Origin of the sequence: Staphylococcus gallinarum (genome assembly GCF_029774255.1) — a bacterium.
Taxonomy (GTDB): domain Bacteria; phylum Bacillota; class Bacilli; order Staphylococcales; family Staphylococcaceae; genus Staphylococcus; species Staphylococcus gallinarum.
Genome location: NZ_CP069082.1, coordinates 1,078,361 through 1,104,344 on the forward strand (window position 1 = coordinate 1,078,361; position 25,984 = coordinate 1,104,344).

Below are 25,984 nucleotides of genomic sequence, written 5' to 3' on the forward strand. Positions count from 1 at the left end.
TTTGGAGGAAGAATATTAGATGGGAAAAAATATGTCAAAACAAACGAGTAATCATAGTGGAAAACAGTTTTTTAGTAATATATTACAGGCTGTAGGTACTGGTGTTGTTATTGCATTAATACCAAATGCCTTATTAGGTGAATTACTTAAATTCTTTAAAGAAGGTAATCAATTATTAGAAAGTATTTATCAACTCGTTGTATTAATACAGTCTTTTATGGCATTTATTATTGGTATTTTGGCAGCGCATCAATTCCGATTTAATGGTCCTGGAGCAGCTATGATAGGTGTTTCAGCAATGTTAGGTAGTGGTGCTGTTAAAGTTACTTCAAATGGTTTCGTTTTAAATGGTATAGGGGATATTATTAATACGATTTTAGTAGTTATTGTAGCGTGTTTTTTATATTTAATTTTACAAAATAAACTAGGATCACTAGAGATGTTGATACTCCCAGTTTTGATTCCTGTAATTAGTGGAGTTGTAGGACTTTATACATTAGGCTATGTTTCAAAGGTTACAAAGGGTATTGGCCATGTTGTTAGTACATTTACTGAATTTAATCCTTTGATTATGTCTATATTGATATGTGTTACTTATTCATTATTAATGGTTACACCAATTTCTGTTGTTGCTATTGCAACTGCGATAGGTTTATCTGGATTAGGTAGTGGAGCAGCAAATATGGGTATTGTAGCAGCATGTGTGACGTTTTTATTTGGATCATTGAGAGTAAATGCTGCCGGTGTAAATTTAGTACTAATCATCGGAGCAGCAAAAATGATGATTCCTGTTTACTTTAAACATTTAATCATTGCAATACCTTTAATCATAAACGGCGTTATAGGTGGTATTGTAGCTTACTTTATTGGAATAAAAGGAACACCTATGTCGGCAGGATTTGGATATACTGGTTTAGTAGGTCCGATAAATGCTTTTAATAGGATGTCTGGAGACCCAACAATGAATATTGTGTTATTAATCTTTGGATACTTAATAATTCCTTTTGTTTCAGCATTCTTTGTACATGAATTATGTAAAAAGTTTATTTATAGCTATACAGATGAAATATATAAATTTGAAATTCCTAAAAGTTAGTATTATAAGGTCTAATTTAATAAATTAGACCTTTTTTTATACACAAATATTGCATATTAACTCATTTTTATTTTATATAGGCTGTAGTTAGCGTTAATTAAAAATTAATATTGAATAATATTACGTTAATGTGTATAATAATAAATTATATAGAGAGGGGTTTAGAATATGAAACAACTAGGGAAGCTTATGTTAGTCTTTGTTGTATTCGTAAGCGCAATTTTTACCTACATAAATCCTGAGGCACAAGCAGCACAAGATGATCATTGGGAAAAAATTAAAAAGCGTGGAGAATTAAGAGTGGGGCTATCTGCAGACTATGCGCCATATGAATTTGAACATAATGTAAATGGCAAAAGTGAATATGCAGGAATTGATATAGAATTAGCAAAGAAAATAGCAAAAGATAATAATTTAAAATTAAAGATTGTAAATATGCAATTTGATAGTTTATTAGGTGCTATCAAAACAGGGAAAATTGATTTAATTATTTCTGGGATGACACCAACACCGGAGAGAAAGAAAGAAGTGGATTTTTCTGATCCTTATATGTCAGTTACTCAAAAGATGATTATTAAAAAGTCAGAAGCTGATCATCTTAAAACGATAGATGATTTTGCTAATAAAAAGATAGGTGTGCAAAAGCAAACACAGCAAGAAACAATTGCTCAAAATGAAATTGAAAATGCGCAAGTACAATCATTAACAAGAGTACCTGAAGTTATCATGTCACTTAAAAGTGGGAAAGTTGATGGTATGGTAATCGAAGGACCAGTAGCTGAAGCTTATTTGAAACAGAATAATGATTTACAATTTGCTGATGGAGTCAAATTTAATGAAGGAACGAAGAATACAGCTATTGCAGTTCCAAAAAATTCACCAGTATTAATGAATAAATTAAATAGTTCAATAAAAGATGTTAAAGATAAAGGATTAATTGCAGATTATAAAGAAAAAGCAGCAGAAGCTATGAAAAAAGATGATGGGAACTTCATTACAAAATATGGTAGTTTCTTCCTAAAAGGGATTAAAAATACAATATTAATATCAATTGTAGGAGTGTTGTTAGGTACAGTATTTGGAGCAATGATTGCGTTGCTTAAATTGAGCAAAGTGAAACCATTAAGATGGTTAGCTTCTACGTATATAGAATTTTTAAGAGGTACACCTTTATTAGTACAAGTATTTTTAGTGTATTTTGGTACTACTGCAGTATTAGGCTTAGATATTTCAGCTTTAATTTGTGGGATGATTGCGCTAGTGATTAACTGTTCAGCTTATATTGCAGAAATTATTAGAGCAGGTATCAATGCAGTTGATAAGGGACAAACTGAAGCAGCACGTAGTTTAGGGCTTAGTTACGGTCAAACAATGAAGTCCGTTATTTTACCTCAAGCGATAAAGAATATATTACCTGCATTAGGTAACGAATTTGTAACTGTTATTAAAGAATCATCAATTGTATCAGTAATTGGTGTTAGTGAGATTATGTTTAACGCACAAGTAGTTCAAGGTGCATCATTCGATCCTTTCACACCTTTAATTGTAGCAGCTATCTTATACTTTATACTTACGTTTACGTTATCTAGAGTAATGTATTTCTTCGAAGGGAGATTGAAAGTCAGTGATTAATATTAAAAACTTATATAAATCTTTTGGAAAAAACGAAGTATTAAAAGGTATTGATTTAACAATAGATAAAGGTGAAGTTGTAGCGATTATTGGTCCCTCTGGTAGTGGTAAAAGCACTTTGTTACGTTGTATGAATTTATTAGAGACACCAACGAGTGGAGATGTACTTATTAAAGAAAATAAATTAAATAGTAAACATACAGAATTAGAAAAATTAAGACAACAAATGGGTATGGTGTTTCAAAACTTTAATTTATTTCCACATAAGAAGGTCATAGATAATATAATTTTAGCACCTAGTTTATTAAAAAAAGGTTCACAGGCCAATTTGAAACAGGAGGCACAAGCATTATTGAAAAAAGTTGGATTAGAAGATAAAGCAGATGCTTATCCAGCACAATTGTCAGGTGGACAGAAACAAAGGGTAGCTATTGCGAGAGCGTTGGCAATGAATCCAGAAGTATTATTATTTGATGAACCAACATCAGCCCTCGATCCAGAAGTAGTTGGTGATGTGTTGAAGGTTATGAAAGATCTAGCAAAAGAAGGCATGACTATGGTTGTTGTAACGCATGAGATGAACTTTGCAAGAGATGTCAGTGATAAAGTAGTCTTTATGGCTGATGGTGTCATCGTCGAATCAGGTAATCCACATGAAATATTTGAAAATCAGCAGCACGAACGAACTAAAAACTTTTTAGCGCGTGTTCTATAAGTTAAATAAAAAGTAGTTAATACACAGGTTTAATTCTAGACCAAGTATTAACTATTTTTTTATTATAAATTTTAATAAAGTGAGATTTATAGACGTTCAATTTGATACGATTATGTTAAAATGTAGGATGTATGTTTTGATGTGGGGTGTAAAAAATCGATTTAAAGCAATTAAAGCAAGATGTTATTGACTATGCACATTCAATTGGTATAGATAGTATAGGATTTACGACGGCAGATCCTTTTGATGAACTGAAACAAAAGCTTGTAGATTACCATGCTAAAGGTTATGCATCTGGGTTTGAAGAATCAGATATTAATTTAAGAACAGAACCAAAGTTAACGTTACCTACTGCAAGATCTATCATTGCGATTGCTGTTGGATATCCAAATAAATTAAAAGGTGCTCCAAAAAGTGTTCGAGGAGATCGAAGAGGTATGTTTGCACGCGCATCTTGGGGACAAGATTATCATTCTATTATGCGTAATAGGTTAGATAAATTATCGGAATATTTACAGTCAAGAGTGAAAGATGTAGAAATCAAATCAATGGTTGATACGGGTGTCTTATCCGATAGAGCAGTTGCAGAAAGAGCAGGCTTAGGTTACGTTGGTCGAAACGGTTTTGTTATTAATCCTGATTTGGGTACTTGGACTTATTTAGGAGAAATGTTAGTTAGTATTCCATTTGAACCTGATGATCCACTGCTAGACAGTTGTGGCGAATGTACGCTATGTGTTGATCGATGTCCTACTGGTGCACTTGTAGGAGACGGACAGCTGAATAGTCAAAAATGTATCAGCTTTTTGACTCAAACAAAAGGTTATTTGCAGGATGAATATCGTTATAAAATAGGTAATCGCTTATATGGTTGTGATACGTGCCAACAAGTTTGTCCTAGAAATAGAGGCATTAATACACAGCATGATGATATTGTGCTAGAACCAGAAATATTAAAGCCTAGACTTGTACCGTTATTGAAAATGAGTAATAAAGAATTTAAAAATACTTATGGTCATCTAGCTGGAGCGTGGAGAGGTAAAAAACCAATACAAAGAAATGCAATTATTGCATTAGCACATTTTAAGGAAGAGTCTGCTATACCTGAATTACAAGATGTTGCGCTTGAGGATCCAAGACCAATGATTCGTGCAACGGCATATTGGGCGATTGGCCAAATACAAGGAGAACTAGCTAGACCTTTTATAGAAGCACATTATGACAAAGAAATTGAAGAAGTCCAACAAGAAATGATAAAAGGACTGGAAATGAGGAGCGAATAACAGAATGACAAATCATATTGTATTATTTCAACCAGAAATACCAGGTAATACAGGGAGTATTGCAAGAACTTGTGCTGGTACGTACACAAACTTACACTTAATTAAGCCATTGGGATTTAGTACAGACGATAAAATGCTAAAGCGTGCAGGGCTTGATTATTGGGATTCAGTCAATATTACTTATCATGAAAGTATTGAGGCTTTTTTTGAGTCAACAGAAGGTACATACTATTTAATAACAAAGTTTGGCAAGAAGACGTATTCTGATTTTGACTTTACAGATATTGAAAAAGATCATTTCTTTATTTTTGGAAGAGAAACAACAGGTTTGCCCGATTGGGTTAAGGAAGAATACCATGAAACGGCGTTGCGTATTCCAATGAATGACAATATTAGATCATTAAATTTATCTAATACAGCTTCATTATTAATCTACGAAGCATTAAGACAACAAAATTTTCCTGATTTAATTTAATAATTTTAGTAAATGAATGAAAATATTGCTCGACATTTGTATAATAGACGTAAGACTTTGAAAATTTTTATAAATGAAATTTTTTGAAGGTATTCAAGGTTGTTTATGACTGTAACAACAAGGGTAATAAAAAATAATGCTAGAACGTGTCTGAATAGAATAAGAGGAGTGTAATTACTATGGCAATGAATTTTAAAATTTTAAAAAATGAAAACATTGTAGCTGAATATACAGCAGATATTTTAAGAAAGCAATTTAACAACAATCCTACAACAATTGCAGGTGTACACCTTTCTAAAGATAATTCACCAGTATTAGATGAATTGAAAAAGAATGTAGATAAACATGCAGTTGATTTTAGTCAAATTAATATTTTAGATTATGACAACAATAAATCATTTTATGAAGCTCTAGGCGTACCAGAAGGTCAAATTTATGAAGTATCTTTTAATGAGGATACAGAATCATTTATTGGTGACAAAATTAAAACGAAAGAAAACAAAGGTAAACTTATCACACAAGTATTATCTATTGATACAAATGGTAATTTAGATATTAGTGTTAGACAAGGTTTATTCTCTGCACGTGAAATTATTTTAGTAATAACAGGTAGTGAGAAGCAAGAATTAGTGCATAAACTATATGAAGAAAATGGTAAAACAAGTTTCGAACCTTCAGATTTAAAAGCACATAGAATGGTAAATGTCGTTTTAGATGAAGCGGCAGCTCAAGGTCTACCTGAGGATGTTAGACACTACTTTACTGCACGTTTTGCTTAAAAGTATAAATGGGTGATGGAAATGACCGACAAAAATAAATTTTCAAAAAAACTAGAACATCAAGCAGATAATGAAATGGTTGATGATTACGAAGATGTTGTTGAATTAGGAAAAGAAATGGAACAAATATCTGAACAAAATGATGAAGAGAAGTTAAATCAATCTCATGATTCAAAGGTGCGTTCAGATTTATCTGATGATGCTCATTAATTACTAGTTTAACTGATATTTTGTTAATAAAATGAACTAAATCCTACTAACTTTTATGTTGGTAGGATTTTTATTTGTTGGCTATGACCTCGTTCATTCCTAAAAAAGTTATGCAATGTTAAATTTGAATATGTTATGATTAGAGCAATTCGATTTATTATAAGGAGATACGTACCTATGTTAAGTAAGTATTGGAAAGTTTTTATGATTAGTGCAGCCATTATAAGTTTAATTTCAATTAAAGGGTTTCCTATGGCAATAGGCGCACTATATTTACCAATATTATTCAAAATAATAAAGTTACAAATTAATTTATCAAAGGGATTAGTTGATCAAGTAAATGCTTCAACCTTTGTAAAAAGTAATCAAACTGGAGTCATTATTAGTGTGATATGTTGTATTTTAGTCACTGTGGTTTTATTTAAACCGCTGGGTTCATTTTATAACAGTTTAGATGGAATATTAGGCATGTTAGTCTTGATTAGTCCAGCAACGATGATTATAGGTGCAATATTGTTAATTCTTACTGCGATTGGTGTTATTCAAGCTGCAAAAGCGCATTTTAAAGATATACAAATAGTTAAAGATTAAAGATAGCGAATAAATAAACAGCGTTATTTACATATTCAAATGTAAATAGCGTTTTTTTTTACAGTGAAATCTAGAATTATAGTAATGATTAAATGCAAATTAAAAGTTTATGAAAACGCTATATAATACGATTGCCCCAGTAAATTAAATAATGATATACTACAATTGAACATAGTAAAGATAAAGGGGAGAATTTGTAATGTCAGTAAGAATTGAACATGATACATTTGGTGAAATTGAAGTACCTGCAGATAAATACTGGGGTGCACAAACAGAAAGAAGTAAACGTAATTTCCCAGTAGGTAAAGAGCAAATGCCTATTGAAGTCGTATACGGATTTGCACAACTTAAAAGAGGTGCTGCTTTAGCAAATCACGAATTAGGAAAAATTTCTGATGCTAAAAAAGATGCAATCGTACATGCCTGCGATCGTATTTTAAACAAGGAATTAGATGAACATTTCCCTCTAGTTGTATGGCAAACGGGAAGTGGTACACAAAGCAATATGAACGTCAATGAAGTTGTAAGTTTTGTGGCTAATGCTTATTTAAAAGAGAATGGTAGCGATGAAACAATTCACCCAAATGATGATGTGAATAAATCACAAAGTTCTAATGATACATTTCCAACTGCAATGCATGTCGCATTGTATAATGAAGTTGAAACTAAATTAGAACCCGCTTTAAATAATTTGCGCAACACATTTAAAGAAAAAGAAGAAAAATTTAATGACATTATTAAAATTGGACGCACACATTTACAAGACGCTACACCTATTAGATTAGGACAAGAAATAAGTGGATGGCGTTATATGTTAGATAAATGTGAAACATTGTTAAGTGAGTCAAAAGCTCATATTTTAAATCTGGCAATTGGTGGTACAGCGGTAGGCACAGGGATCAATGCACACCCTGAGTTTGGTGATAAAGTTGCTAAATTCATTTCTGAAAATACAGGCTATCCATTTGTATCATCTGAAAATAAATTCCATGCGTTAACTGCTCATGATGAAGTTGTACAATTGCATGGTTCATTAAAAGCTTTAGCAACAGACTTAATGAAAATTGCTAATGATGTTAGATGGTTAGCATCAGGTCCAAGAGCTGGTTTAGCAGAAATTTCGATTCCAGAAAATGAACCAGGTTCATCAATTATGCCTGGTAAAGTGAACCCAACACAATGTGAAATGTTAACAATGGTATCTGTACAAGTTATGGGTAACGATACTGCAGTAGGTATTGCTAGTTCACAAGGGAACTTTGAGTTAAATGTCTACAAACCAGTCATCTTACACAACACATTACAATCAATTTATTTATTAGCTGATGGTATGCAAACATTTAATGATAATTGTGCTATTGGTATTGAACCTATCGCAGAAAATATTGATAATTATTTAAATCAATCATTAATGTTAGTTACAGCATTAAATCCTCATATTGGTTATGAAAATGCTGCGAAAATTGCTAAAAAGGCACATAGAGAAGGTTTAACGTTAAAAGAATCTGCAATTCAATCTGGCTATGTAACAGAAGAACAATTTGAAGCATGGATAAAACCTGAAGATATGGTTGAACCAAAATAATAACATTATATAGTGTAAATTAAGCTATAACTTTACTAACTTAAAGTAAGAACATAAATAAGTATCGATGAATAATAGAGCAAATCCGAAAATTTGGATTTGCTCTAAATTTTTTGTACAAAAATAATCGACAATTTCTATAGTGTGTTAATAGAAATTGTCGATTATTAATGTTTGAAAATTTATTCTACACAGTAATATTTGAATTTTTATAGGTAATAAATCAATTATAATTCATCATCTAAGCTAATAGAAATTTGTTCTTGTGTAAGTGGATGTGTAAATTCAATTTTGTAACTATTTAGTTGTAATTGTCTCAAAGTAGAGTCACCATATAATGGATCGCCGATTACTGGATGACCAATTTCAGCAAGATGAACACGAATTTGGTGTGTTCTCCCGGTATCTAGTTTTAATTCTAATTCACAAACACCTTCTTTAACCATTTTAGAGCTTAAGATATGTGTGATAGCACGTTGCCCAGTTGGTGAAACACGACGTCGATTTGAATGAAATTTATCTTTACCAATAGGTTTATCTATCGTTTGTGGCTTAATTGGTAATAGACTGTGAACATTTGCTTTATAAATACGATTAATCTCATTTTCTTCTAACATGCGATCAAGAATTTTCTTCATTAATGGATTTTTAGCAACAATTAATAATCCTACTGTTTCTTGGTCCAATCTATGTATAGGCTCTACATAGTCACTTTTGATAGTATAAATAACATGATTCATCAATGTGTTACTTTCTTTTAAATCATTTGGATGTGTTTTAACACCTTTAGGTTTCATAACAATTGCAATATCATCATCCTCAAAATAGATTTGAGCAAAGCGATAACTAGGTACGTAATTACTCTTTTCTTCTGGTGTAGGAATATAAGCGATATCACCAGTTTGTACCTTAGTCATTAAGGTTGCTGCTTCACCATTTAGTGTTATTTCTTTTGACATATTTAAATTATGCAAATCTTTTTTCGGTAAATGCAAACTTTGGAATATTTCTCTTAATGTTAATGCATTATATTTACTTGGGATTTCAAATTTCATAGTATCCTCCTCAATTTATCACTATTAATCATACCACATACGACTATTTAAAAATATTGTTCTTTTCAATTTCTCAAAATCTATTAATTTAAACGCTATGCTTGTGTAAATTTCAAGTCATAGCATAAAATAGGTAATATAAGTGATTTCGTAAAAAGAGGAATGGTTAAATGGAAAAACCAACGAGATTGGCATTATTAAAGGAAATTGCAGAGTTTTTAAATGAAGAAACTGAAACATATACGATGCTAAATGGTGCGCTAAAGTCACTAATAAATGGTAGTGATTTTACTACTGGATGGATTTTCTTTATTGATGAATCAGGACAACATGAATTAGTTTCAGATATTGAATTACCGGGAGCATTATCCAAACATAATTGTAAATATATGAAGGAAGGTTCATGTTGGTGTGTAAAAGCTTATCATAATAAGCGCTTAACTAAGGCTTCAAATATTATAAATTGCTCAAGAATTAATCTTGCGAATCATGCATACCATGAAGAAACCAATGGTATTACACATCATGCTACAGTGCCTTTAAGGTCAGGTGAAGAATTATTTGGATTATTAAATGTTGCAACACCACATACAAGTCATTATAGTGAGGAAGACTTGGAATTATTAGAATCTGTAGCTTTTCAAATTGGTTCTGCAATTAAGCGTATACTATTGACAGATCAAGAAAAAGAAGCGGCTAGAGTGAGTGAACGTAATAGATTAGCAAGAGATTTACACGATTCGGTAAATCAAATGTTATTCTCAGTAAAGTTAACAGCACATGCAGCCAATGAAATGAGCCAAGAATCTGTTTCAAAACAAGCTTTTAAAGTTATAGAAGAAACGAGTCAACAAGCTGTTAATGAGATGCGAGCATTAATTTGGCAATTAAAACCAGTTGGATTAGAACATGGATTAATTAAAGCGTTGAAAAATTATAGTGATATATTACAAATTGATTTACAGGTCCATGTTGATGGTTTAATTAATTTACCTAATATGATTGAAGAAAATTTATATAGAATTATTCAAGAAGCAATAAACAATACTCAAAAGCATAGTAAGTCTAACATTGTAGAATTAATACTAAATCAACAAGGCGATTATATTGTTGTGACAGTGAAAGATAATGGTTGTGGCTTCGATGTACAATCCACAAATATATACCAGTCTCATGGAATAAGTAATATGAGACAGAGGGCCAAAGTAATTGATGGCAAATTAAATATTATTTCTGAACCCAAAGTAGGAACTACGATAGAAATCAATGTTCCTTTGACGAATGTGAAAGGAAGTTAGACATGTACCGTATAATATTAGTAGATGATCATCATATTGTAAGACAAGGATTAGAATTTTTACTGTCTACAGTTGAAGATATAGAAGTAATTGGTGGATTTTCTGATGGAAATACATTTTTTAAGTATCTGGAGGAAAATGAATTACCAGATCTAGTGTTGTTAGATCTGGTAATGCCTGAAATGAATGGTATTGAAATTACCGAAATTATGAAACAACAATATCCAGAAGTTAAAATTCTGGTATTGACGAGTTATGTAGATGATGAACATGTAATTTCAGCAATCGATAAAGGCGCAGATGGATATGAAATGAAAGATGTAGAACCAAAACAGCTAATTGAAACGATTAAAAGTGTTATAGCTGGAGAAAAAATAATTCATCCTCAAGCACAGAGTGTTATTGAATCAGTAAGGAAAAAACCACATTTTACAAATAAGTTATCAAACAGAGAGTCAGAAGTGTTGAAGGAAATGGTTAAAGGTAAAACAAATAAGGAAATTGCAGAAACCTTATTTGTTTCAGAAAAGACTGTAAAAACACATGTTAGTCATATATTTAGTAAATTAGAAGTAGGAGACCGAACACAGGCTGCCATTTATGCAATGCAAAATAATTTGATTTAAAGTACAAATTATACTTGTTAAAAGTTGTTCTATATTTTATAAAAAATAATATTCAGTAAGTGAAAGCGAAAAAGTAGTAATCCATCAATGTTTATACGGATTACTACTTTTTGTTGGTTATTCGATTTAGTTTCCAATTACTTATTAGTAAGGAAATGAGATAAATAAAAATATTAATGCTTAAAATTTTTCACTATATTCTAGAGGATCAATTTCAGTTTTTCTTATACTGGACCCTTTTTCATATAGAAAAATAATCGAAATCATTAAAATTATAAGTGCAATAATTGCAAAATTTTTACCTAAATTAGTTAAGTTAAATATTGATAATAATACAATAATTGCAATAACTAAACAAAATAGTAAAAATGCTAAAATCATCAATGTTAATCCCATATTAGTTACTTCCTCTTAATTTTATAATTAAGATTATATAACTTTGCAAAACATATTGCATTTGAAAATTTGAAAATAGTATATAATTACTATTATTTTTTGTGGAATAATATACTGAATTCTATCATGCTGTTCAAACATTGATAGTAATAGGAATAGGTGTAATAGCATGATGTTAGTTTTAATTTTTAAATTATAGTGTTAGTAAATGAAAAATAGCAACATGCAATTTTATTTTTTTAATTTTCTGAAAAAATACTTTAATTTGTGTATATTTACTATATAATGAAGAGTAATAAAGCAAAGGGGATGTTGCTATGAAAACAAAAAATCTTTCATTAAGGATTGTTATTGCTTTGGTATTAGGTATCACTGCAGGATCAATTTTTAATATGTTTGAAGGTTCAGCATTTGTAACTAATATTGATAAGTACTTTTTTAATGTTATTGGACAAATCTTCTTGAATTTAATATTTATGTTAGTTGTCCCAGTCGTATTTGTTTCTATTGTATTAGGTGTAGTTGGAGTAGGGGATCCAAAGTTATTAGGTGGTATTGGATTAAAGACTATAACATTCTTTTTAACCACAACTGCGCTTGCAATTATTATTGGTATCGCACTTGCACTTATATTTAAACCAGGAGCAGGGAAGTCTGAATTATTGAAGAGTGATGATGTTTCAAGTTATCAACAAACATTAAATAAGCAAAATGAAGCACAAGATTCACCAGCGAAGCAAACTTTTGATCAAACATTAATTAATCTGTTTCCAAAAAATCCAATTCAGGCCATGACTGATGGAAATATGTTGCAAATTATAACTTTTGCGATATTTATAGGTATAGGAATAATTATGGTAGGTTCTAAAGCTGATGCGGTTTACCGGCTATTTGATCAGACAAATGAAGTCTTGATGTTTATAATTACAATGATTATGAATTTATTTGCCCCAATTGGGACGTTTGGTTTGGTTGCTCATGCATTCACTGGTGCAGGTTTCGGTGCAATTCAACAACTCGGCATGTATTTCTTTATCGTGTTGTTAGCATTAGCAATTCATTTCTTTGTCGTTTATGGTGCAGCGGTAAAATTCCTTGGAAAGTATAGTCCTGCCAAGTTTTTTAAAGGTTTTATACCTGCTATTACACTTGGATTTAGTGCTTCAAGTTCGAATGCTGCCTTACCAGTTTCCATGAATTGTACGAAAAAAATGGGAGTTAGACCAGAAATCGCTTCATTTGTACAACCACTTGGAGCTACAATCAACATGGATGGTACCGCAATTATGCAAGGGGTCGCAACAATATTTATTGCACAAATTTCAGGTGCCAATTTAACATTCGGACAATTAATTACTGTTGTTATTGTGGCAGTAGTGGCATCAATTGGTACAGCCGGCGTACCAGGGGTGGGTTTAATTATGTTAGCGATGGTATTAAACGCAGTCGATTTAAACCCTGCAGCTATCGGTATAATATTAGGTATCGACAGATTGCTTGATATGACACGTACATCAGTAAATATAACTGGGGATGCAGCTTGTGCGTTAATCGTATCTAACTCTGAAGAAAAGAAACTAGCTAAAGTAAAAGGCACTGCTAAACCATAATTAACTTTTGCTAGTAGCATATTAAGTTAACAATTGAAAGTATTTTAAAATGTTATCCAAGAATAACAGCAAAGCTAACTATGAAACAAACTTTAAACAGACTATGATGTTAAAATATCATAGTCTGTTTTTTTTTAAAATTAAGAAATTCACGTTGAAATCTACCTTGATTAAACAGAGATATAAGTGGGTAGCGTAAAGTGAGGTGATGTACGATGTTTGAAAAATTATTAAGTTCTTTTGGCGTTAGTAACTTAAAGGTTGATACTAAAGTAAAAGGGGATAAATTTAATATACATGGCCAATTAACTGGAACAATATATATTAAAGGAGGGTCAACTGAAGAAGTGATTGATAAAATTGAACTGACTTTAATTGAGAAAATAGAGAATAGCGATGCTACGAGTGATTTTCAAATTTTAGAAAATGAGGTTGAACGGTTTGAAATTAAAGAGTTAATTAAAATAGGTGAAAAGGAAAACTATAAGCAATCATTTACCTTTAAAGTAAATACTAACGATTTAAAACATCATCCTAAAAAATTAGTGTTAAAAACACATGTCTATCTTGTGAGTTCAATAGATAATTATGATGAAGATGAAATAAAAGTTGTATATCGTTAGTTCAGTTTAAAAAATAGAAAAAGCGGCTTAATCCAGTAAATGAATTAAGTCGCTATTTTGTGTTTAGTTGTTTTAGTATAAATTTTTATATATCGTAATTTGTGATAAGTTGATGCCTTGAGCCAAAACACTTACATAAAATCAGCAAAATGGTCTCTATAACGCATGTGTAATAATGATCCTACAATAAACAAAATAAGTACTAACACTACATTGTAAATAGCGATATGCCAATGAGTCAGAAAGTACCATTCATGGTGTAATACAGCAGCTCTATAGCCTTCAGCTAAAAAGTAAATAGGATTAAATTGCATTACCTTTTCAACAATTACATTATTAGGTAAGTATAATATAGACGATACAAAGAAAATTATTCGCATCAGAGACTGCATAACCATTTGAGTATCTCTAATAAGTACTCCTAAAGTAGATGTAACTAATGCAATTGACATAGTCAATAATAAAGAAAATGGAACATAGAGTAATAACTGTAATGTATAAATACTAGGGTGATAACCTCCAAAGAAACATATCATCATTACCAATATTAGTAGGCCAAGATGTCCATAAAATCGACTGACTACGATATAACTAGGTATGATTGAAATAGGAAAATTCATTTTAGCAACATGATTGAACTTTGAAGCAATTGCTTTCGTTCCTTCCAATACACCTTGATTTACAAAGAACCACATACTAATACCAACTATTAGCCAATAAATAAACGGCACGCCTTCCATAAGACGATTACTTCTAAAGCCTAAACCAAAGACAAACCAATATACAGCGATTTGCATAGCCGGATTTATCAGTTCCCAAGCAATGCCTAAATAATTACTGTGATTAGATATACGTAATTGAAATTCTGCTAATCTTTTTATTAAGTAGACATTTTGAAAATGTTCTTTAAAAACAGTCCAAACTGCATTCATTGTTAAAAACTCACTTTCGTTTAACTTCATAAACAATTATATTATAAAAAATCAATAATTGAAATTAGAGTTCATTTTAGTTAACCATTTATATACAAATTTGCATCGTATTAACTAAGTGTATTTATAAATAAAAGGATAAACTTATAGTGATTAAGTTAATTAGTCATTAACTTTTTATATTGAGTAATAAAGTGCTGTGCATCTGATTTATTTATTTGTTTAAACCGCCATACATCATTTTCGTTATCTATAATAACCAATTTATGTAAAATAATGCCTCTTTGTAGTTGTATTTCATTAATTTCACTCAACAAGAATGTATCTTTAACTTCATTACCTTCAACCATTCCAGAAGCTTTAAACTTAATATGATCCGAATATAAAATTAATTCTCCAGGAATAGCTTGGGTCGTAAAAATTTGAAGTGCTACATAGATTGAAATAATTGGTTTATTCGTCATCATCACTTAATCAACTCCATTCTTTATTCAACATTATAATTTATTATGTAAGTAATGCAATGTAAAAATAATATATATTACGTCATTTATTTATAAAAATATAAAGACGTTCAAAGGTTGTTCCTATTAAAGTGTAAGATTATAATATGATTATTATATAAAAAGTGAAGGGGCATAAAGTGTGAAAAAACAACATATTCGTAATGAATTTAGTAATAAAGGACAACATAATTATGAAAAGCAAAGACATTCGAAAAACAGTAATTCCGTAACTAAATTAGTAATGATTATTCTTGCAAGTCTTTGTTTTTTTCTGATTGTAATTGGCATTTTATTTGGCGCATACCGGTTTGTAGCAGGTAGTTTAAATCATAATAATGAAGATACTAAGCATCATACTCCAAAGAGGAAAGTAGCATCACCAAAAATTGATGTACTTTCTCAAGATTTTCATGATAATTATATGAATCGTAATCATGTAAAAGGATATAAAGGCTTTGAAATAGGCGCAAGTAAAAAATCAATTGTAGCGAAATATGGTAAGGGTGAAAAAATAGGTAGAATAAATGATCAAAATGTATTGAAATATGGAAATTTAGGTGTGTCATATAAAGATAATAAAGTTGGACATATTTTTGTAATTCCTAAAGAGACAACGATTCAATCATTTATTAGTTACCACGGTCAAGCTACTAATATAAATAATTCCGGTATATATACATTTGACGACAATAAGCAAAATGATTTTATGATCAAAGTATATGTCGAAAATAATAAAATTAAAGGTATTGAAAATATTAAGGCAACAGATAATCAAGTAGATTTTAGTGATGGTGTTAAAAATGAATCAGAAGCAAAAGCTGTTGCAAAAAGAGTGTTAGGATTTAGAAATATTAATATTAATGTAGGTTCGGTTAAAGATGATGGCTCTGTATATAAAGTGAAATATGGTAAAGAGGATGAAGCGGACCAAAATAGGGTCTTAACTATTAGGAAAACAGATGGTCTAACAACAGGTGACACAACTGCTAGTAATTAATAGTAGGTATAATATTAACGTTAAATATAATTACATGTCTGTAATGGTGTATTCTATGAGCTATGACACGATAAAAATATGCTTTATTTTCTTTGTTATTGTTAAATAATTACAAAAAGGAAATAGAGTAGATACCAATAATTTTGATCAAAGTATTAGCTAAATATGGAAATAATAGTATTTAACATGTTTTTGTAATAAAGCTACTAGAGAACTTGTCAGTAAGTGAGTTTATATTAACTCATTTACTGGCTTTTTTTATTAGACTTTGTATTGACTAGCAAGCATACCAAGGGCTAAGTCGAACCAAAGTATTGATACACATCCAATACTGAGAACTAATTCGAAGCAAGTGTAGAAATCTCATACTTTTGTTCCACAAAAATAAATTTTCTAAGATTGTAAAGCGCTCTTGAGTACGAAATGTTAAAGTACTCATAATTTTAATAACAATGAAAATTACGCTCCGTTGAGTAAAAACTAACGATATAATTTAAAGTTGTAACTTGGCAAGATAAATGGATGTAAATCAATGATTTAAAATAGTCAGGTGATGTAAAAACCTTATCAACACAATAAATTGCAGTGTGAGGAAATGTTACGCTCATTTATTTATGAAACGCTTATGTCAAAAAATATTACAATTTATGTTATATATATTCACACAAATTTTATTTTTACATATTTTTAATATATGATGTATTCAATAAAGATAAAATCTTTATTAATAGCTTTTTATAGTAAAAAAATACCTGTTTCAAAGATTAAGGGAGGTAGTTCTATGACAGTTATTAAATCTTGTCTCTTTTCATTATCGCAAAATAGTAATATAAATAAATTAGCCACTAAAATGGGACCAAAAATAGGAATTAAATCATTTATAGCTGGCACTACTTTAGATGAATTAGAAATGAATATTGTGCGCTTAAATAAACAAAATATAGCGGTAACTGTTGATAATCTAGGTGAATTTGTCTATTCAGAGTCAGAAGCTTACAATGCCACTTATCACATAATTAAAGTTATAGAAAGAATAAATGAGCAAAATTTAAATGCTCATATATCTTTAAAGTTAACACAAATTGGTTTAGATATTAATTCAGAAATTTGCAAACAAAATTTAATGCGCATTTTAGCAAAAGCCAATGAAGCACATATTTTTATAAATATTGATATGGAAGATTATGGTCATATTCAATCAAGCTGGCAAATAATTGATGACTGTGAGCAAGTTTTTAATAATTTTGGAACGGTAATTCAAGCCTCTCTACTAAGAGCAAAAAAGGATCGACGTGAACATAAGTATTTAAGACTAAGAATTGTAAAAGGTGCATATAAAGAAAGCGGAAAGGTTGCATATCAAACATCTAAGGAGATTGACATTAATTATTTAGAATTATGCAAATCACATCTACAAGATGGGAAATTTACCTCAATCGCTACGCATGATTATGATTTAATAACTAAGTTGATTCGATATATTGAACAAAATGAAATTTCTAAATCGAATTTTGAATTCCAAATGCTTTATGGATTTAGAACAAACCTGCAACAACAATTGGCACAACAAGGTTACCAAGTATGTGTATATATGCCTTATGGCAAGGACTGGTACGGTTATTTTATGAGGAGATTGGCTGAAAGACCACAAAACATTAATTTAGTAATAAAACAATCGCTCAGCAAATTTTGGTTAAAGGGAAGACTTTAGCGTTGGCTTTTACAGGGAAATTATTGGATAGTTTTTCATAAATTAAAGAAAGTGGTGTAAACCATGTCAAATATATATTATACGGATAATGACACTAATAACTTAGATTATTGTTTAGCACCAAAAATATTAATGTATACGGACTATTACATTAATATGAGTACCAATGCTTTTAAATTATATATTTTTTTACATGATAGATTAAAAGTGAGTATTCAAAAAGGGCTTAAAAATAATAAAAATCAATACTACACCCACATGTCTATAGCAGAAGCTGAAGCACTATTTCACTGGTCAAAAGTAGAGTTTGAGCAGTTAAAGCAAGAATTAAAGTCATATAATTTATTATGTGAAGTACTTAGTGAGCATCACAAAGAAAACCTACTATATTTAAAAAAATGTAAATGTTCGCAATTAGAGCATAATAATTATGAAAAAATGTTAGTTCATTCAAATTAGTATTATTGACTTAACAATGCATGTTAAAAATAAGCAGTATTGATAATTTAGTAGTGTAGTGTTTATTAAATTATATGAAAGGGTCTTATTTTTTAATGCATCTTAAAGTAAAATTATCATTTTTAGATTGTATTGTAGCGTGACTCCTGAGGGGACAGGACAGAAGACTAGAGGCTGAAGCTGCTCCCCCTAGGAAAGCGAGCCAAAAACACGAAAACATTTAATAAAAAGCACTCAGATAAATTCATTCATCTGAGTGCTTTTTTTGGTCTTAAACTCCATAAACCGTTAAAATTTTAGATTCTGTAAAGTCTGACACTCAAATGAAATAGTATAGAAGACAAACTATTCTTGCGTACCATATGAACAAAAATAATAGACATATGAATCATGTTATAGGATATTAAAAATTAAAAACACTGAACAATTAAGGGTTAGTTTCTTTAACTAGCTATACCGAAACGATAGTGGACAAGTAAATATGGTCAAAAATAAAAAAAAACAATTTTTATACATCATAGAAGTACTATATGCTCTTTCGACAAATAAAGAATATTATATTTATTTTAGTGAATTTGATTATTTTAATTAATATTTAATAGAGAACATTTGAATGAAAACGTTATATTCATCGTATACATTTATAAAAACAAAAAAATGTATTGGAAATAATTTGAGATAGTGATAATATGTTTTAGTGTCATTTTCCACATATGAAAATATATGTTTTTGATAAATTTTTGAATGATATAATTTTGATGGATATAAAACTTTAAATTTTGATGAAAGTCCTGAAAAATAATTTTATATTACATTTTATTTTAGTTGTGTTGAAATTAGGGAATATTTTAATTCATACCAAAATATTATATAAATTCTTTTAATAACGGGAATAAACATGTTATACATCGAAGTAACTGGGAAGTTATAAAAGTGAAATATAGATAATTAAAATTATGTCTCTTTGCAACTACGATATTTAAATTATTAAATATGAATAGGAGAGATGTTAATGGGGATACTATATAACGTAAAGAACTTATTAATTAAAAAGTTTGATTGTATAGATCTATATGATAAAGGTCATAAGATTGAAATTGTTTTTAAATATAAAAATTTCATCTTACCTAAGGAATCAGGTTTTGAGCTAAGAGTTCAAAATAAAAAGACTGCTGCTAAATTTCGAAAAGCTAAACTCAATCATTTAGTAATGGAAGTGGATAAAGCGGATTTAGTATTTCAAGAATATGAGCCTTTTTTGAAATTGAATTTATATTATAACAATGAAAAGTTATGGGTTAAGAATACTGTAGAAAATGAGTTATACCTTTCTTTAGATAACGTACTGTGTAAATTTAAAACGGGCAAAGATATGTTTATTAAAAAGGTCAATGAATCTCAACTATTTTTAAATAAATATGTTAAAAGTAGAGCATATATTGAAGGTTCCAATTTGATTTTTAATACGAGCAAAAATATTAATTTCAACCAATTACTGTTGGTAAAAGAATCAGATAATATTTTAATTGATATAAAACAGATTGGTGACGCTCAATTTACAATTCCAATTGAGAATATCGAATCCCTTGTTATGCAAGAATTTGATCGAGTATTTTTAATCAAAGATGACGTTGCCTATAGGGTTAAATTTAATGATGAATATGAGTTTAATTTATATCACTATCATATTCAAATAAATGATAGACAATTCTATGTGTATCACAAAATATTGAACGTTTCTAATATTGTTATTAACGAGGCGCCAAACAAGACTGGCTATATAGTTAAAATTAATAAAACTGAAACAGAACCGATAATTAAATTCGAAAATTTAGTTTTAATGAATAATGAAAATCATACAATTGAAACTTATCCGGTAAGAACATTTGATGATCATCTAACAGCGAAAATACCTTTTGAGACATTGACTGAAAATGCATCTAAAAAGAAACTATATATAGAAGGTATTGAAATTGATGGAGATACGGAACGAAGTGTAATTTATAGTATACGCGAACAATATGCTGATAGGGCCGTTTATCAATCAAATATTAGTATTAACAATCAGTATTACATTATGGAATTCTATTCTAAAAGAGGCATTGAATTATTATATAGGAAGCCTTTTTTCAAAAATGGAATAAACTATATTAAAAATGATAAAATCAATTTCTTCATTAAAGCGGATGATTTGTATTCACATTGTACATTTACGCTTACATTTGAAGATAGATACACGAATGATTGCGTTGAATATCAAATTGATGTTGGTGAGACTGAACTAAAATTAGATTATGAAGCAATAGATCAAATAGTGTCAAAATCAAAAACTGTTGTGGACTTATTTATTAATATAAAAGAAGAGGACACAATTGTAAGAAAAGAAAAAATACGATATAGAACCGTTAATTATAAGAAGGATGCATTTTTCTCGCAACATGTATTTGATTCAATAAATGAGAGGGTATTTTATTTAAGCACAATTACGCCATTCAAAAATATAAAATTAGAGAGATTTTCTATTACAAAAGAACAAATGAATGTTATGAATGCTGCTAAAAAAGATAATAATACTTGGTTGATTTCTGAAAGATTTGATACTGCTCAAGATAATGGCATTGTGTTCTTTAAATGGTTGCAGCAATATACGAATATTGACGCTTATTATGTAATAGATACGGAATCAGCAGATTATTCAAAAATAAAAGATTATGATAATGTTTTAGAGTTTGGTTCGTTGAAACACTTTGAAATTGCAAATAAAGCGAAGGTATTAATCTCAACACACGATTTAGAAAATGTACTTCCATATAAGCCTGCGAAAGGTTTTTATGGTTATGAGCATACATTGAAAGTATTTTTACAGCATGGTGTGTTAGGTCGTAAAAATGTTGAATATCATAAAGCATTCTATGATTTGCCATTTGATATGTTTAATGTAAGTAGTGAAAGTGAGAAGCAAGACGTTGTAGTGAATCAAATGGGATACGCTCCACAAAACGTATATGTGACAGGATTGTCGAGATTTGATGAACTACCAATTAACGAAGATAATCAACAAATTAAAAAGGTATTAATTATGCCGACATGGAGAGACTGGTTGAATAGTGATATTGCCTTTGAAAATAGTGAATATTTAGAGAGATATTTGAATTTAACAAAAAATAGAGATCTAAATCAATTAATTGAAAATAACAATATAGAAATTAATTTTTATCCACATTATAGAGCGCAGCATTATTTCAAATTATTCTTAACGAATAACCATATTAGAGTGAAATATGTAGAGTTGGGTGAACGTACGGTACAATCATTGTTAATTGAACATGACTTGCTAATTACCGACTATAGCAGTGTGAGCTTTGACTTTACTTATATGAATAAACCAGTAATATTCTATCATTTCGACGTTAAACGCTTCTTTAGAAAAGGAATTCTAAGACCGATTCATGAAACCTTCCTCGGAGATATTGTAAATGATGAGAAAAGTCTGGTGACTTTAATTAAATCATATGTTGAAGGAACAAATGATGTTAAACCGGTTAATAAGCAATCTATCTTTACAAATATTGACCAAAGCAATAATTTAAGAATTTATAAAAATATATTACAACGCTTAGAATCAGAAACGCAAGCTAATTTCAATAATACAAATTGATATAGGATAAGACAGAACGAATTTAAACCAGCCTACTTAAAGCAATTGAGTGGGTTGGTTTTTATATTTCAAATAGTTTAATACATAATAGAAAATAAACGAAATATTTTTAAGTATAAATGGTCGTTAAAATCTTCTTAATTAGAAAAAAAAAGCGAGTTAAAGGGGAGTAATATTTATAAAAAGCTAATATATTGAAAGTGATCAATAACAAGTAATATAAAATTGTATGGATAATTATGCATATATGTATCAAACGAAATACAGATTTACAATAATATGATAGTGCTTAAACTTAGAAAATTTTTTAAATTATCAGGTTTTTTCAAATAGTTAAATATTAATTTTAACTAAAACAATATTATTACTAAAAAGAATGCGCTTTAAATCATTTAGTTGTCAATATTTTTAATGTCGAAATTCATTTTAAATAAAAAAAAGACCTCGCCAGACATTGATATTAATATCTAGCGAGATAGACAATTTATTATAAAACAGTGTCACAACTCATGTATTTATTCCAATTAATGAATAGTGAAATGCATAATTAAACAGTTGTGTTATATTTAATATTGTTCGAATGTAGATTTAAGCAAATACAATTGTTTTGTTACCTTCAGTGACAATAACTTTATGTTGTACATGTAACTCAACAGCTTGAGCTAAGACACGTGATTCTACATGACGGCCAATTTTACGTAAATCTTTAACATTATATCTGTGGTTAATTCGTGTAACATCTTGATCAATTATTGGCCCTTCATCTAAATCAGAAGTAACATAATGGCTTGTAGCACCAACAAGTTTCACACCACGTTCCCAAGCTTGTTTATAAGGGTTTGCCCCGATAAACGAAGGTAAGAATGAGTGGTGAATATTTATAATTTGATTTGGATAGTGACTAACAAAGTTATCTGTTAATATTTGCATGTATTTTGCTAAAATGATTAATTCTACTTCATGTTGCGCACATATATCTAAGATTTTTTGTTCAACTTCTTCCTTAGGTTGTGTGCTTGGTACATGGAAGAAAGGAATATTGAAAGCATCAGCAAAATGCTTATTATTTTCATGGTTACTTACAACACAAACGATTTCGGCAGGAATTTCACCACGTTGTACTCTTAATAATACTTCGTTAAAAGCATGGTCTTCTTTAGAAACAAATAATGCAATTTTTGTTTTTTTACTATTATCAAATAATTCAAAATCGATATTATTGTCTTGCAACTCTTGTTCTAAGGCTTGTTTCAATGTATCAACCTTTTCAAATTCAAATCTTAAATATAATTTACCTTCTGAATCTTGATCACTATCATATTCTGTAAAATGATCAAGGTGTAAAATATTTGAATTATGTTTAGCAATAATGTTGGTAATGAGTGACGTAATGCCGACTTTATCTGAACAAGTTGCTAATAATATGTATTTATCTTTCATTTATATGGACACCTCAAATTTTAAAAGTAATTCAAATTATAATGAAGATTCTGAATAAAGTAAATCAATATAATTGTATTTTGCAATTTTATAAGAAATTAATTTTTAACTGTACGAGACGTAGTGAATTAGGCTATAATAATTATGGTCTTTTTACTTCAAAAAAGTAAAAAGTAATTAGGATGCGATACTACATAATGAATTAATACGCTTTCACAATGCCTGTTGTCGCTTGTTAAGGCAATATAGGGAATAAGATTGATTATTTTGATAATTTCGCCAATAATTAAAAACAATGAAAATTTCATTTCACTCTTTTATTTTATTAAAATTTATATTAAGATGTAATTTGTGTTTCAAGAAGCGTGTATTTTTGCAATTTCTTGTGTCCGGATAAAATATTCTTTTATGAAAGGTAGATTAAAGTAATGGATAGACAGACTTTTACAGATTTAATTCAAACAAAATTTAAAATGGTTCGTATCGAAGCGGGTTATACGCAAGATACTATGGCTCAGACTATAGGTCTTTCAAAGAAGACATTAGTTCAAATAGAAAAAGAGAGAGTATTACCTAACTGGACAACATGTGTGTCAATTTGTGCGTTATTTAGAGATTCAGATGTACTAAATAGTACGTTTGGCTGTGATCCATTAGAAATGGTACAAACAATTTCTCGTAACCATTGTGCATATCCAAATCATTCAACTACAAGTGATATTTATTGGAATACTGTAGATACTCGAAATGGTTTTATTTTACAAAGTAACAAAGTTAGCGATATCTATCGTGTGCTTAATAAAGAAACGCAACCTATTTTTGGTACTTCAAAAATGAGAGAAGCGGAAACATATTTCGGTAGAATTTCTAAAGAAGAATTAATGCACGTATAAATGAATGCATTATAAAGTGATAGAAGAATCATTATTTATATGATTTAGTTTTAAAGATAAGAAAGTGCTTAAATTATATTTGAATGATTTAGTCACTATATTATAAATTTGACCTAAACAGAGATTTAGGTCTTTTTTATTTTTATAAACAAATTAATAAACATAAAAAGGTGTTATGCTACACATTTAAGTATGGTATGTTATACAATGTGAAAATAGTTTTACGTATTAATAAGACTTATAAAGATAATATTTAAAGGAGTTTATGTAAATGCATGCATTTCTGATCATAATATTTATGATGGTTATAGGTGCGTTAATTGGTGGTGTAACAAATGTTATTGCAGTTCGAATGTTATTCCATCCTTTTAAAACATACTATATATTTAAAAAAAGAGTACCATTCACACCAGGTCTTATTCCTAAAAGACGTGGTGAAATCGCAGATAAAATAGGACAAGTTGTAGAGGAGCATTTACTTACAGAATCAGTATTTAAATCAAAATTAAATGCACCGTCTTCTAAAGAAGCGATAGAGGCATTATTACTACAACAAATAGCTAAATTAAAACAAGATTCTACAACAATACAATATTTTGCAAATAAGTTAGACGTTGATGTCACTGACTATACAAACGATAAATTACAACAGTTAGTTCATACTAATTTGGATAAATTTTATTTAGAACATAAAGATCAACCAGTGAATATGATTTTGCCTGAAGAAATTGAACAAGCAATTGATGAAAAAGTTGCGTTATTACCGGATTTATTATTTTCGAGGGCACGTGTTTATTTACAATCTGATAAAGGTGCAACAGATATTGCATCGATGTTGGATACATTTTTCCAAGAAAAGGGGAAAATCGTAGGGTTATTACAAATGTTTATGACGAAGGAAAGTATCGCTGAACGTATACAGCAAGAATTAATTAGATTGACACAGCATCCGAAAGCGAAGTCAATTGCAACTCAAGTGATTGATAGTGAATATCAGACGATGAAAACCAAACACCTATCTGAATTAGTGACTGCCACTCAATTTGATTCGTTTAAGCAGTCAGCAAGTGATTTAGCAGTAAGCTATCTAGCTATAGATGACAAAGCGCAACAACCATTACATCAATTAATGCCAAACTTTATATCTTTCTTAGAAAATAAAGTAGCAAAGAAATTAACAGATGTAATTATAGAAAATGCATCAGAACATCTTTCACCAATAATGAAAAAGATCAATTTAAGACAATTGGTAGAGGAACAAATCAACACATTCGATTTAGACTATATTGAAAAATTAATTATTGATATCGCCAATAAAGAATTAAAATTAATCATGTTTCTTGGTTTTTTATTGGGTGGTATTATTGGTCTATTACAAGGCGTAATTGCTATCTTTGTATAACATAATAAATTA

Annotated in this window: 24 protein-coding genes; 19 read left to right on the forward strand and 5 right to left on the reverse strand. The window is 29.5% G+C overall.

The genetic code is table 11. The features are described 5' to 3' along the window. The first annotated feature begins 31 nt into the window (after window positions 1–31). The 9 genes from JN168_RS05035 (at window position 32) to fumC (ending at window position 8,366) form a co-directional block, all read left to right on the forward strand. Window positions 32–1,096, forward strand: coding sequence for a PTS sugar transporter subunit IIC (locus JN168_RS05035; RefSeq protein ID WP_229367389.1), 1,065 nt, complete (start codon window positions 32–34; stop codon window positions 1,094–1,096). 168 nt (window positions 1,097–1,264) lie between these two features. Then, window positions 1,265–2,728: an ABC transporter substrate-binding protein/permease gene (locus tag JN168_RS05040; protein WP_229366468.1), complete on the forward strand. Its 1,464-nt coding sequence runs from the start codon at window positions 1,265–1,267 to the stop codon at window positions 2,726–2,728. Next, on the forward strand, window positions 2,721–3,443 hold the full coding sequence (locus JN168_RS05045) for an amino acid ABC transporter ATP-binding protein (RefSeq protein WP_279526210.1): 723 nt from the start codon (window positions 2,721–2,723) through the stop codon (window positions 3,441–3,443). The genes JN168_RS05040 and JN168_RS05045 overlap by 8 nt, the downstream gene beginning before the upstream one ends. A 155-nt stretch (window positions 3,444–3,598) precedes the next feature. Further along, complete coding sequence (queG, locus tag JN168_RS05050; RefSeq protein ID WP_107513354.1) at window positions 3,599–4,726, forward strand: tRNA epoxyqueuosine(34) reductase QueG; 1,128 nt, start codon at window positions 3,599–3,601, stop codon at window positions 4,724–4,726. Window positions 4,727–4,730: 4 nt separating this feature from the next. Then, window positions 4,731–5,201, forward strand: a complete 471-nt coding sequence (gene trmL, locus JN168_RS05055; RefSeq protein WP_042740005.1) for a tRNA (uridine(34)/cytosine(34)/5-carboxymethylaminomethyluridine(34)-2'-O)-methyltransferase TrmL — start codon at window positions 4,731–4,733, stop codon at window positions 5,199–5,201. A gap of 179 nt (window positions 5,202–5,380) precedes the next feature. After that, window positions 5,381–5,980, forward strand: coding sequence for a sugar phosphate isomerase family (locus JN168_RS05060; RefSeq protein WP_042740006.1), 600 nt, complete (start codon window positions 5,381–5,383; stop codon window positions 5,978–5,980). Between the two features lie 21 nt (window positions 5,981–6,001). After that, the gene (locus JN168_RS05065) at window positions 6,002–6,190 is read left to right on the forward strand and encodes an SAS053 family DNA gyrase inhibitor (RefSeq protein WP_042740007.1); all 189 of its coding nucleotides are present in this window, start codon (window positions 6,002–6,004) and stop codon (window positions 6,188–6,190) included. Between the two features lie 177 nt (window positions 6,191–6,367). Then, entirely contained in the window at window positions 6,368–6,781 is a 414-nt protein-coding gene (locus tag JN168_RS05070; RefSeq protein WP_107642580.1) for a hypothetical protein, read from the forward strand. Window positions 6,782–6,980: 199 nt separating this feature from the next. Further along, window positions 6,981–8,366 carry a class II fumarate hydratase gene (gene fumC, locus JN168_RS05075; RefSeq protein WP_042740009.1) on the forward strand — a complete coding sequence of 462 codons (1,386 nt, stop codon included), beginning with the start codon at window positions 6,981–6,983 and terminating at the stop codon, window positions 8,364–8,366. A 227-nt stretch (window positions 8,367–8,593) separates the two neighbouring features. Here the strand turns inward: fumC and JN168_RS05080 are convergent, their stop codons facing one another. Beyond that, entirely contained in the window at window positions 8,594–9,421 is an 828-nt protein-coding gene (locus tag JN168_RS05080) for an RluA family pseudouridine synthase (protein WP_042740010.1), read from the reverse strand. 170 nt (window positions 9,422–9,591) lie between these two features. Here JN168_RS05080 and JN168_RS05085 point away from each other — a divergent pair, with 170 nt between their 5' ends. Both JN168_RS05085 and JN168_RS05090 read left to right on the forward strand, forming a co-directional pair. After that, on the forward strand, window positions 9,592–10,719 hold the full coding sequence (locus tag JN168_RS05085; protein ID WP_229367369.1) for a GAF domain-containing sensor histidine kinase: 1,128 nt from the start codon (window positions 9,592–9,594) through the stop codon (window positions 10,717–10,719). A 2-nt stretch (window positions 10,720–10,721) separates the two neighbouring features. After that, entirely contained in the window at window positions 10,722–11,345 is a 624-nt protein-coding gene (locus JN168_RS05090; protein WP_042740012.1) for a response regulator, read from the forward strand. 180 nt (window positions 11,346–11,525) lie between these two features. Here JN168_RS05090 and JN168_RS05095 read toward each other — a convergent pair whose 3' ends face one another. Next, on the reverse strand, window positions 11,526–11,741 hold the full coding sequence (locus JN168_RS05095) for a hypothetical protein (RefSeq protein WP_042740013.1): 216 nt from the start codon (window positions 11,739–11,741) through the stop codon (window positions 11,526–11,528). 317 nt (window positions 11,742–12,058) lie between these two features. On the opposite strand from JN168_RS05095, the gene JN168_RS05100 reads away from it, so the two are divergent. Then, on the forward strand, window positions 12,059–13,351 hold the full coding sequence (locus JN168_RS05100) for a dicarboxylate/amino acid:cation symporter (RefSeq protein WP_232155091.1): 1,293 nt from the start codon (window positions 12,059–12,061) through the stop codon (window positions 13,349–13,351). Between the two features lie 215 nt (window positions 13,352–13,566). After that, the gene (locus JN168_RS05105; RefSeq protein WP_107580368.1) at window positions 13,567–13,974 is read left to right on the forward strand and encodes a sporulation protein; all 408 of its coding nucleotides are present in this window, start codon (window positions 13,567–13,569) and stop codon (window positions 13,972–13,974) included. A gap of 131 nt (window positions 13,975–14,105) precedes the next feature. Here the strand turns inward: JN168_RS05105 and JN168_RS05110 are convergent, their stop codons facing one another. Together JN168_RS05110 and JN168_RS05115 are read right to left on the reverse strand one after the other, a co-directional pair. Then, complete coding sequence (locus JN168_RS05110; protein WP_107513468.1) at window positions 14,106–14,906, reverse strand: ABC transporter permease; 801 nt, start codon at window positions 14,904–14,906, stop codon at window positions 14,106–14,108. A gap of 158 nt (window positions 14,907–15,064) precedes the next feature. Next, window positions 15,065–15,376 (reverse strand): hypothetical protein, encoded by a 312-nt coding sequence (locus tag JN168_RS05115; protein WP_143565182.1) that lies wholly within the window; start codon window positions 15,374–15,376, stop codon window positions 15,065–15,067. Window positions 15,377–15,551: 175 nt separating this feature from the next. On the opposite strand from JN168_RS05115, the gene JN168_RS05120 reads away from it, so the two are divergent. From JN168_RS05120 to JN168_RS05135, 4 genes are all read left to right on the forward strand, one after another. Further along, window positions 15,552–16,409 carry a hypothetical protein gene (locus tag JN168_RS05120; protein WP_232138552.1) on the forward strand — a complete coding sequence of 286 codons (858 nt, stop codon included), beginning with the start codon at window positions 15,552–15,554 and terminating at the stop codon, window positions 16,407–16,409. A 781-nt stretch (window positions 16,410–17,190) separates the two neighbouring features. Continuing rightward, window positions 17,191–18,120 carry a proline dehydrogenase family protein gene (locus JN168_RS05125; protein WP_042740017.1) on the forward strand — a complete coding sequence of 310 codons (930 nt, stop codon included), beginning with the start codon at window positions 17,191–17,193 and terminating at the stop codon, window positions 18,118–18,120. Between the two features lie 63 nt (window positions 18,121–18,183). Then, window positions 18,184–18,579 carry a replication initiator protein A gene (locus JN168_RS05130; protein ID WP_042740018.1) on the forward strand — a complete coding sequence of 132 codons (396 nt, stop codon included), beginning with the start codon at window positions 18,184–18,186 and terminating at the stop codon, window positions 18,577–18,579. A gap of 1,012 nt (window positions 18,580–19,591) precedes the next feature. Beyond that, on the forward strand, window positions 19,592–22,237 hold the full coding sequence (locus JN168_RS05135) for a CDP-glycerol glycerophosphotransferase family protein (RefSeq protein WP_229367366.1): 2,646 nt from the start codon (window positions 19,592–19,594) through the stop codon (window positions 22,235–22,237). A 588-nt stretch (window positions 22,238–22,825) separates the two neighbouring features. Here the strand turns inward: JN168_RS05135 and purU are convergent. After that, window positions 22,826–23,677: a formyltetrahydrofolate deformylase gene (gene purU, locus JN168_RS05140; protein ID WP_279526211.1), complete on the reverse strand. Its 852-nt coding sequence runs from the start codon at window positions 23,675–23,677 to the stop codon at window positions 22,826–22,828. Between the two features lie 428 nt (window positions 23,678–24,105). On the opposite strand from purU, the gene xdrA reads away from it, so the two are divergent. Both xdrA and JN168_RS05150 read left to right on the forward strand, forming a co-directional pair. After that, window positions 24,106–24,570, forward strand: coding sequence for an XRE family transcriptional regulator XdrA (xdrA, locus tag JN168_RS05145; RefSeq protein ID WP_042740021.1), 465 nt, complete (start codon window positions 24,106–24,108; stop codon window positions 24,568–24,570). 271 nt (window positions 24,571–24,841) lie between these two features. Next, window positions 24,842–25,972, forward strand: a complete 1,131-nt coding sequence (locus JN168_RS05150) for a DUF445 domain-containing protein (protein ID WP_232138556.1) — start codon at window positions 24,842–24,844, stop codon at window positions 25,970–25,972. Window positions 25,973–25,984: the final 12 nt, after the last annotated feature.